Consider the following 9,736-nt stretch of genomic DNA (forward strand, 5'->3'; position numbering starts at 1 on the left):
CGGTTTCAAATGTGGGACGTTCCGGATACCCGCATCGATATCGTGAAGGGCACGCAAGAACCGTAAGGAAGTTGTGATACGACGCTGCCGCTGCGCGCAGCCGCACCGGCATCATTTTTCAATTAATTTGGGAATGATCAGTCATGAATAACGCAACACTCGCAACGCCTGGCGCGAACGCGTACGGGAAAGGCGTCGTGGCATGTGTGGCCGCGACGATCCTGATGGGCGTGATGTTTCCGGTGATGACCGATGCGTTGCGGTACATCGATCCGTTTACGTTCACGTCGCTGCGCTACCTGATTGCCGGCACGGGCTTCATTGCGTTGCTGCGGATCGTCGAAGGGCCCGGCGCGTTCCGTTCGGCCGGCGAGCCGGTGGCGCTCGCGTGGCTGCTCGGGTCGATCGGCTTTTGCGGATTCGGATCGTTCGTGTTCCTGGGCCAGCAACTGGCCGGCGACGAAGGCGCGCTGACCGCTTCGATCATGATGGCGACGCAGCCGATGATGGGGCTCCTGCTCAACGCACTGGTGCGGCGTGTCGCGCCCGCACCGGTGTCGGTGCTGTTCGTCGTGCTGTCCTTTACCGGCGTGGCGCTCGTCATCACGCGCGGCGACGTGATCGCCGCGCTGCACGAACCGCAGCACTACGCGGCCAATGCGCTGATCATCGTCGGTGCATTGTGCTGGGTCGTCTATACGTTCGGCGCGGCGCGTTTCACCCGCTGGTCCGCATTGAAATACACGACCTTCACGACGTGGCTCGGACTGACCACGATCGTCGCGGTCAACCTGGTGCTGATCGTCACGCACCGGATCGCGGCGCCGTCACTGGCCGCCGTGCACGCGGTGCTGCCGCATCTCGTGTACATGGGGCCGGTGGCCGGTTTCGGCGCGATCCTGCTGTGGATGACGGGCAACCGGATGCTCGGGCCGATGAACGGCACGCTGTTCATGGACATCGTGCCGATCACCGCCTTCATCGTTTCCGCGTTCACGGGGCTGGTGCCCAATCATGCGCAGATCGCAGGCGCCGCCCTGACGGGCACGGCGCTGATCCTGAACAACCTGTACCTGCGGCGCAGGGCGCGTCGAACCGGCACGGCGCCCGCGCGCGTGCCGTCGGCCACGACGTGAGCGTCGCGCCGTTCGTGCGTTACGAAAACACCACCGTCCGATCGCCGTTCAGGAACACGCGCCGTTCGATGAACGCCTTCACCGCGCGCGCGAGCGTGAGCGATTCGACATCGCGCCCCACCGCGAGCAGTTGCTCGGGGCGCAGCGCATGATCGACGCGCTCGACGACCTGCTCGATGATCGGGCCTTCGTCGAGATCGTCGGTGACGAAGTGCGCGGTCGCGCCGATCAGCTTCACGCCGCGCGCATGGGCCTGGTGATACGGCTTCGCGCCCTTGAAGCCGGGCAGGAACGAATGATGGATGTTGATCGCGCGGTTCGCGAGCTTCGCGCTCGTCTCCTGCGACAGCACCTGCATGTAGCGCGCGAGGATCACGAGCTCGGCGCCGCTCGATTCGAAGAAGTCGAGCCACTGCGCCTCCTGCTGCGCCTTCGTATCGGCCGTGATCGGGAAGTGGCGGAACGGCAGCCCGTGCTGCACGGCGAGCGGCTCGAAGTCGGGATGGTTCGACACGATGCCGACGATGTCCATTTTCAGCTCGCCCATCCGCCAGCGGAACAGCAGGTCCGCGAGGCAGTGCTCGAGCTTCGACACCATGATCAGCACCTTCGGCCGTGCGTTCACGTCGTGGATGGCCCACTGCATGTCGCCCTGCTCACCGCCGAGGCTGGCCGCGATCGGCGCGAATTCGTGGCGCAGCGCATCGATCTGCAGCGTTTCATCCGTCGGATGAAAGACGCAGCGCACGAAGAAGCGGTTGCTGAGATCGTCGTCGAACACGTTCAGCGCATCGACATAGCAGCGATGGCGATCGAGAAAGCCGACGACGGCGGCGACCTGGCCGGCCGCGCTCGGGCACGACAGTGTCAGGACGAATTGATCGGGGCGGTGCTCGGCGGTCATGAGATTCCTCGGATGGCATGGGCGCACGGCCGTGCGGCGGCGCACGAAAGCGCCGCGCCGCGCGGGTAGCGGGAGGCTCAAGTAAATCAGGACGATTTTGGGGCGGATAGAACCAACGCGCCGTGTGGCTGGTATCGGCGCGCCAGCGCGCGGCGGCGGGCAGGGCCCGTCACGCGCTCGCGCAGGCGTCGAGCAGCCAGCGCCGGAACACGTGGGTCGCGTCCGGCTCGGGCCGCTGCGGCGGCCGCACCAGGAAGTAGCCGCGCGACGTCACGACCGGCGCGTCGACGAGCTTCACGAGCTGCCCGGACGCGACGAGTTCGTCGACGAGCGGCGACCAGCCGAGCGCGACGCGTTCGCCGAGCAGCGCCGCATGGATCACGAGCGCGTAGCTGTTGAAGGTCACGCCGCGCGCGGCGGCGGCCGTATCGAGGCCGTGCGCGTCGAACCAGCCGGACCACGACAGCCAGCGCTCGGGGCGGGTCGGCTGCACGTGCAGCAGCGGCAGGGCGAGCAGGTGCTCGGCCCGTGCGACGTGCGGGTGCGCGTCGCGGAACGCCGGGGAGCACACGGGCGTGACCGATTCCGGAAAGAGGCGCGCGGCGGTGCACGACGGCCAGTGGCCGTCGCCGAACAGGATCGCGATGTCGCCATGGTCGCGCTGCGCGTCGTAATCCTGTGACGTGACGACGCGCACGTCGACATCCGGCATCACGCGCTTCAGCCCGGCCAGGCGCGGCATCAGCCAGTAGGTCGCGAAGCCGAAGTCGGTGACGATCGTGAGCGCGCCGTGCTCGCGGCGCGCACGCAGCGTCGCGGTCGCGCCGCGCAGCGTGTCGAGGCTCAGCCGCACGGCTTCGTACAGGCACTGGCCGTCGGCCGTCAGCGTGACGCCGCGCGGGCTGCGCTCGAACAGCGGCACGCCCAGTTCGGCCTCGAGCTGGAACACCTGCTGGCTCACGGCCGGCTGGGTGGAGCCGAGCTCGCGCGCGGCGGCCGTGAAGCTCGCGAGCCGGGCGGCCGATTCGAACGCGCGCAGCGCCTGCATCGACGGTAACGGTTCGGATTTCGACATAAGTCTCTCTAATGGCCCCATAAGGGCCGGACGCCTACCCGCGCGAATTCGGGCGGGCGATAGTGCTTCGGACGGTGCGGCATGCGAGTTTCACGGCCCGCTTGACAGCCCGCTTCACGGGCGGCGCGCGGCGCCACGCATTCCGCGATTCTAGCCAGCGCGGCTCGCCCGCGCGGTACTTTCGTCGAGCCGCTTCCGTCATGCCGGACGTCTCGCTGCGCGAGCGGCGCGCCGTTCCATTCGAACACCGTTTTCCCCACGACTGCCGATGACGAACCCGACACCCAACATCCTGATCCTGATGGCCGACCAGCTCACGCCGTTCGCGCTGCCGGCCTACGGCAATCGCGTCGCGCGCACGCCGACGCTGGACCGTCTCGCCGCGCAAGGCGTCGTATTCGACGCCGCGTACTGCGCGAGCCCGCTGTGCGCGCCGTCGCGTTTCTCGCTGCTGACGGGCAAGCTGCCGTCGGGGATCGGCGCCTACGATAACGCCGCCGAATTGCCGGCGCAAACCCTGACGTTCGCACACTACCTGCGCGCGGGCGGCTACCGGACGATGCTGTCCGGCAAGATGCATTTCTGCGGGCCCGATCAGCTGCACGGCTTCGAGGAGCGGCTCACGACCGACATCTATCCGGCCGATTTCGGCTGGGTGCCCGACTGGGACAGCCCGACCGAGCGGCCGAGCTGGTATCACAACATGAGTTCGGTGCTGGAGGCCGGCCCGTGCGTGCGCACGAACCAGCTCGATTTCGACGACGAAGTCACGTTCGCCGCGAAGCAGAAGCTGTACGACGTCGCGCGCGAGCGTGCGGCCGGGCACGATGCGCGGCCGTTCTGCATGGTCGTGTCGCTGACCCATCCGCACGATCCGTATGCGATCACGCGCGAATACTGGGATCAATACAGCGACGACGAGATCGACATGCCGGCCGTGCGGCTCGATGCAGCCGACAGCGACCCGCATTCGCAGCGGCTGCGCTTCGTCTGCGAGAACGACCGCACGCCGCCCACCGACGCGCAGATCCGCGCCGCACGCCGCGCCTACTACGGCGCGACGTCCTACGTCGATGCGCAGTTCGGCAGCGTGCTGGGCGCGCTCGAACAGTGCGGATTCGCCGACGATACGATCGTGATCGTCACGTCCGACCACGGCGACATGCTCGGCGAGCGCGGGCTCTGGTACAAGATGACGTTCTTCGAAGGCGGTTGCCGCGTGCCGCTGATCGTGCATGCGCCGGGCCGCTTCGACGCCGCGCGCGTGCGCGGGCCCGTGTCGCACGTCGACCTGCTGCCGACGCTCGTCGACCTCACCGGGGCCGCGCCGGCCGGCGGCTGGCCTGACCCGGTCGATGGCGCGAGCCTCGTGCCGCACCTGCAAGGCACGCCGTCGCACGACGTCGCGCTCGGCGAATACCTGGCGGAAGGCGCGGTCGCGCCGGTCGTGATGATTCGCCGCGGCGACTGGAAGTACGTGCATTGCCCGCTCGATCCCGACCAGCTCTACCACCTCTCCGACGACCCGCGCGAGCTGACGAACCTCGCCGATACGCCGGAAGCGGCCGACGTGCTCGCCGCATTCCGCGCGCAAGCCGCGCAGCGCTGGAACCTGCCCGAGCTGGACCGGCAGGTGCGCGCGAGCCAGCGGCGCCGGCGCTTCCATTACGCGGCGACGACGCAGGGCCGCATCCAGGCGTGGGACTGGCAGCCGTTCACCGACGCGAGCCAGCGCTACATGCGCAATCACATCGAACTCGACACGCTCGAGGCGATGGCGCGTTTTCCGCGCATCGGGCGCTGAGCGTCCCGTATCGCGATTACTGAAGAACGACGGAGGAAGCGGACGATGAAACGGCAATGCAATGCAGCAATCCGGATCGGCGCGGCGCTTGCCGCGGCCGCGTGCCTGATGACGACGCAGGCCGCGCACGCGGCCGACCCGCAGACGTGCGGCGACGTGAAGATGGCGGCGCCCGGCTGGACCGACATCGATGCGACGAACGCGATGGCGGGCGTCGTGCTGAAGGCGCTCGGCTACCGGCAGGACGTGGCGAACCTGTCGGTGCCGATTACGTACCAGGGGCTCAAGAAAGGGCAGGTCGACGTGTTCCTCGGCAACTGGATGCCCGCCCAGGCGCCGCTCGTGAAGCCGTTCGTCGACGAGAAATCGATCGACGTGCTGCACGCGAACCTGAGCGGCGCGAAGTTCACGCTCGCGGTGCCCGACTATGTGGCGGCCGCCGGCGTGCATACGTTTGCCGATCTCGCGCGCTACGCGGATCGCTTCGGCGGCAAGATCTACGGGATCGAGCCCGGCGCGCCCGCGAACCAGAACATCAAGCGGCTGCTGTCCGACCATGCGCTCGGCCCGGCGAACTGGTCGCTGGTTGAATCGAGCGAGACGGGCATGCTCACGCAGGTCGAGCGCGCGGTGCGCGACAAGCGCTGGATCGTGTTTCTCGCGTGGGAACCGCATCTGATGAACACGAAGTTCCACCTGACCTACCTGTCGGGCGGCGATGCGTATTTCGGCCCGAACTACGGCGGCGCGACGGTCAACACGGTCACGCGCGCCGGGTTTGCCGGCCAGTGCGCGAACCTCGCGCGGCTGTTCCGGCAGATGACGTTCTCCGTCGACGTCGAGAACCGCATGATCGCCGACATGCTCGACCACAAGACGTCGCCCGCGCTGGCGGCGCAGCATGCGCTGAAGGCCGACCCGGCGCTGGTCGCCGGCTGGCTGGACGGCGTGACGACGGCGGCCGGCGCACCGGGCCTGCCGGCCGTGCGCGCGGCCCTCGACAGTCACTGATTCCCTCCCTCACGGCGGCCGGTTTTGACCGTGCCGCCGTCTACGTGTTTTCCCGACCGGTCGCATCGTGACCATTTGGTGTCGCCTTCAGACGGGTGACCCGAAATATGGGTTTGTATTTTTCGCCAATGGCTGCGTTATTGCGGAAAACGAAATGCCGAAGCCAGCGGGCGTACTGAATTCGAATCCACCGGCGCATCGTTGCACGCGCCGGGACGAGGTTCTTTCCATCGAACGGTTCAGGGAGGGTGGTCGATAATGAAGCATACGAAAGTTGCCGTAGCCGCCGCGCTTGCATGCGCGGCCTGTGTACCCGCCATCGGGCATGCGCAGAGCAGTGTGACGCTGTACGGGATTCTCGACGCGGGCATCACGTACGTGAACAACACGGGCGGCTCGCACGTGGTCAAGTTCGACGACGGCGTCGCGTACGGGAACCGTTTCGGCCTCAAGGGCACGGAAGATCTCGGTGGCGGCCTGAAGGCCGTGTTCACCCTCGAGAGCGGCTTCCGCCTCGGCACCGGGCAGCTCGGCTTCGGCGGCTCGGAGTTCGGCCGCCAGGCGTATGTCGGCCTGCAGAACGACTGGGGCACGCTGTCGTTCGGCAACCAGCTCGACATCACGAACGAACTCGTGTCGATCTACAACATCTCCGCGTGGGGCAGCGGCTATGCGATCCACCAGGGCGACTTCGACCGCTTCAACGGCGACCGCCTGCCGAACTCCGTGAAGTTCCTGTCGAACGACCTGAGCGGCTTCAAGTTCGGCGCGATGTACTCGTTCGGCAACGTCGCGGGCAACTTCCACCGCAACAGCGCATGGAGTGCGGGCGCGAGCTTCACGAAGGGCGACTTCTCGATCGGCGCCGCGTACACGCGCCTGAACAACCCGAACGGCATCTATGCGTTCGACCCGTACGCGATGATCGGCACGCATACGTTCCTCGGCCAGCAGACCGTCACCGTCGATCCGGCGACCGGCGCACGCACCGACCTGTTCGCGAACACGCCGATGGATGTCGACAGCCAGGGTACGTTCGGCATCGGCACGAGCTACACGATCGGCAAGCTGACGCTCGACGGCAACTTCTCGTACACGACGATCAAGGGCTTCGGCCAGTCGTCGCACATGCAGGTCTACGAAGGCGGCGGCTCGTACCAGTTCACGCCGGCGTTGAGCCTCATTGCCGGCTACCAGCACACGCGCTTCGAAGGCCATCACTGGAACCAGGGTACGGCGGGCCTGCATTACATGCTGTCGAAGCGCACGGACGTGTACCTCTCCGGCGATTACCTGCGTGCGTCGCAAGGCGTCGATGCGGTGATCGGCTACAGCTTCACGCCGTCGACGACGCAGACGCAGGCCGACGTGCGGATCGGGATGCGGCATTCGTTCTAAGCGGGGTGGTGTGGGGCAGCGACGTCTTCAGCGAGCGGTCTCTCTTTGGCGCGAACCGAGGTTCGCGCTTTTTTTTTGACGGGTGTCAGCGGGCATGAAATGCGTCCGGCCAGTGCCGGCCGCCCGGCCGCCAACCCGGGACCGTCACCGGGAATGGCGGCTCGACGGTATTGACCATTGCCGTCTATAGGCGCTAGCATCGTCCGCATGCTGAATCGCGCCACGTCCCCCTCCTCGCTGATCCGCGCATGTTGTCAGAACATGCCTGGGGGAAGTTGCGTCTAGCGAACTCGCTAAACATTCAAGCAATCGCCTTCCGGCCGCCTGTGATGCAAAACAGGCGGCCTTTTTGTTTTTGGGCCGACACTTTCGGGACGGAGAAACTCGATGCCGCTTGCGCTGTATGACACCTGGTCGCGTACCGTGCGCCCCTTCACGCCAATCCGGGCCGGGCAGGTCGGCATGTATTGCTGCGGCCCCACGGTCTACGACGATGCCCACATCGGCAACCTGAGAACCTATGTGTTCGAGGATCTCCTGCGCCGCGTACTGGAGCGCAACGGCTACGAGGTCCGGCACGTCGTCAATATCACCGACGTCGGCCACCTGACTTCGGATGCGGACGAAGGCGAAGACAAGATGGAGAAGGGGAGCCGTCGGACCGGCGAATCCGCGTGGGCCATCGCCCGGCGCTACACCGAGGCGTTCGTCCGGGACTGGCACGCGCTCAACCTGCTCGAGCCGACGATCTGGTGCCGTGCCACCGATCACATCGCCGAACAGATCGCGTTCATCGATACGCTCGACCGGGCCGGCTACGTCTACCGGACGGACGACGGCCTGTACTTCGACACCAGTCGGCAGGACGACTACGGTTATCTCGCACGGCTCGACCGCGCGGGGTTGCAGGCGGGCAAGCGGGTGGCGCTGGGCGGGAAGCGGAGCATCACGGATTTTGCGTTGTGGAAGTTCAGCCCGGCCGACGTCCAGCGGCAAATGGAATGGGACAGCCCGTGGGGTCGCGGCTTTCCGGGCTGGCACATCGAATGCTCGGCGATGTCGGCGAAGTATCTCGGGACGCTGTTCGATATCCATTGCGGCGGCGAGGATCATATCGCCGTGCATCACAGCAACGAGATCGCGCAGACGCGGGCGGCCCACGGCACGCAGCTCGCGAATTACTGGATGCACGGGCACTTCCTGACGCTCGACGTCCATACGAAGATGTCGAAGTCGAGCGGCGACTTCGTCCGTCTGCAGACCTTGCAGCGCCGCGGTGTCGATCCGCTCGCGTACCGCTACCTGTGCCTGACGGCCCATTACCGAAGCAAGCTGCATTTCACGTGGGAGTCGCTCGATGCGGCGCAAACCGCGCTGAATCGGCTTCGGCACCTCTATGCCGGCTGGCCGGACGGCGGGCGCGTCGATGCGGATTTCGCCGCGCGATTCGATGCGGAAGTGAACGAGGACCTGAATCTGCCGAGGGCGCTCGCGGTGCTGTGGGATCTGGTCAGGAGCAACCTGCCGCCCGCCACGCTGAAAGCGACCGTGGACAGCTTCGATACGGTGCTGGGACTCGGTTTGCGCGAATGGAGGCCGGTTGCGTTCGATGTTCCGGAACACGTCCGTGTGTTGCTCGGTGAGCGAGCGCGTGCGAGGGCGGACAAGGACTGGGCGCAAGCCGACCGGATCCGGGACGCGTTGAGCGCCGAAGGCTGGAGAGTCGAGGACACGCCGGACGGTCAACGTCTGTTCGGCATGGCAATGGGCTCGAGCGAGACCGGCGTCCCGCCGCAGTGAAGCGCGCGGGCCGCGTGCATCCGAGGATAGGCGGCTCGAGCGACCCACCGGCGGCCGCGGTCAACGCGGCCGCCGGAATCGTCGGCACTCGTGGCCACGGCCCGTTTTCCGCGGTTGGCGATATCATCGCGCTTTGGCCGCGTCTGCACCGTTGTCGCGCGCACGCACCGGCGTGTGCAGTCGTTTCCCGACCGGTACCGGCGCGCAGCGCCGACCGCCGAGACTTCGATGACCGACTCCGTGCCCGACCCCAGTCCTTTATCCCCGTTACCCGCCAACCTGTTCCGCCATGTCCCGTTCCAGCGTTTCTGGGGCACGCGCGTGATGTCTTCCCTGGCGTTCCAGATCCTGTCGGTCGCCATCGGCTGGTACGTGTACGCGCTCACGCACAGCGCGTTCGCGCTCGGTCTCGTCGGCCTCGCGCAGTTCGTGCCGATGTTCGCGCTGACGCTCGTCGTCGGGCAGGTGGCCGACCGCTACGATCGCCGGCGCATCGCGACGATCTGCCAGGGCGTCGAGGCGCTGGCCGCCGGCGTGTTCCTGCTCGGCGCCGCGCAAGGCTGGCTGGCCGCGCCGGCCGTGTATGCGCTCGCGGCGATCGTCGGCAC

The 9,736-nt window shown here is 66.9% G+C and carries 8 protein-coding genes; 6 read left to right on the forward strand and 2 right to left on the reverse strand.

Annotated elements, in window-relative coordinates; translation table 11 throughout:
* Positions 1-143 precede the first annotated feature (143 nt).
* A complete protein-coding gene (locus G3N99_RS08430) occupies positions 144-1,136 on the forward strand; it encodes a DMT family transporter (protein ID WP_206122130.1) in 993 nt (330 codons plus the stop codon).
* A 19-nt stretch (positions 1,137-1,155) separates the two neighbouring features.
* On the opposite strand, the gene purU is transcribed toward G3N99_RS08430, so the two are convergent.
* The gene (purU, locus tag G3N99_RS08435; RefSeq protein WP_174936457.1) at positions 1,156-2,040 is read right to left on the reverse strand and encodes a formyltetrahydrofolate deformylase; all 885 of its coding nucleotides are present in this window, start codon (positions 2,038-2,040) and stop codon (positions 1,156-1,158) included.
* 169 nt (positions 2,041-2,209) lie between these two features.
* Positions 2,210-3,115, reverse strand: a complete 906-nt coding sequence (locus G3N99_RS08440) for a LysR family transcriptional regulator (protein ID WP_206122131.1) — start codon at positions 3,113-3,115, stop codon at positions 2,210-2,212.
* A 268-nt stretch (positions 3,116-3,383) separates the two neighbouring features.
* Here G3N99_RS08440 and betC point away from each other — a divergent pair, with 268 nt between their 5' ends.
* The 5 genes from betC to G3N99_RS08465 form a co-directional block, all read left to right on the forward strand.
* Complete coding sequence (betC, locus tag G3N99_RS08445) at positions 3,384-4,919, forward strand: choline-sulfatase (RefSeq protein WP_206122132.1); 1,536 nt, start codon at positions 3,384-3,386, stop codon at positions 4,917-4,919.
* 45 nt (positions 4,920-4,964) lie between these two features.
* Positions 4,965-5,930, forward strand: coding sequence for a choline ABC transporter substrate-binding protein (choX, locus tag G3N99_RS08450; protein ID WP_174938954.1), 966 nt, complete (start codon positions 4,965-4,967; stop codon positions 5,928-5,930).
* 258 nt (positions 5,931-6,188) lie between these two features.
* Complete coding sequence (locus tag G3N99_RS08455) at positions 6,189-7,328, forward strand: porin (protein ID WP_011354197.1); 1,140 nt, start codon at positions 6,189-6,191, stop codon at positions 7,326-7,328.
* A 387-nt stretch (positions 7,329-7,715) separates the two neighbouring features.
* Positions 7,716-9,128, forward strand: a complete 1,413-nt coding sequence (gene cysS, locus G3N99_RS08460; protein ID WP_206122133.1) for a cysteine--tRNA ligase — start codon at positions 7,716-7,718, stop codon at positions 9,126-9,128.
* Between the two features lie 228 nt (positions 9,129-9,356).
* On the forward strand, positions 9,357-9,736 hold a 380-nt coding region (locus G3N99_RS08465), incomplete at its 3' end, for an MFS transporter (protein ID WP_206122134.1).

This window comes from Burkholderia sp. Ac-20392 (assembly GCF_017104585.1).
Classification (GTDB): Bacteria; Pseudomonadota; Gammaproteobacteria; order Burkholderiales; family Burkholderiaceae; genus Burkholderia; species Burkholderia lata.

Coding starts and splice junctions, on each gene's coding strand:
- G3N99_RS08430 (WP_206122130.1), top strand. CDS start 144: ATGAATAACGCAACACTCGCAACGCCTGGCGCGAACGCGTACGGGAAA.
- purU (WP_174936457.1), bottom strand. CDS start 2,040: ATGACCGCCGAGCACCGCCCCGATCAATTCGTCCTGACACTGTCGTGC.
- G3N99_RS08440 (WP_206122131.1), bottom strand. CDS start 3,115: ATGTCGAAATCCGAACCGTTACCGTCGATGCAGGCGCTGCGCGCGTTC.
- betC (WP_206122132.1), top strand. CDS start 3,384: ATGACGAACCCGACACCCAACATCCTGATCCTGATGGCCGACCAGCTC.
- choX (WP_174938954.1), top strand. CDS start 4,965: ATGAAACGGCAATGCAATGCAGCAATCCGGATCGGCGCGGCGCTTGCC.
- G3N99_RS08455 (WP_011354197.1), top strand. CDS start 6,189: ATGAAGCATACGAAAGTTGCCGTAGCCGCCGCGCTTGCATGCGCGGCC.
- cysS (WP_206122133.1), top strand. CDS start 7,716: ATGCCGCTTGCGCTGTATGACACCTGGTCGCGTACCGTGCGCCCCTTC.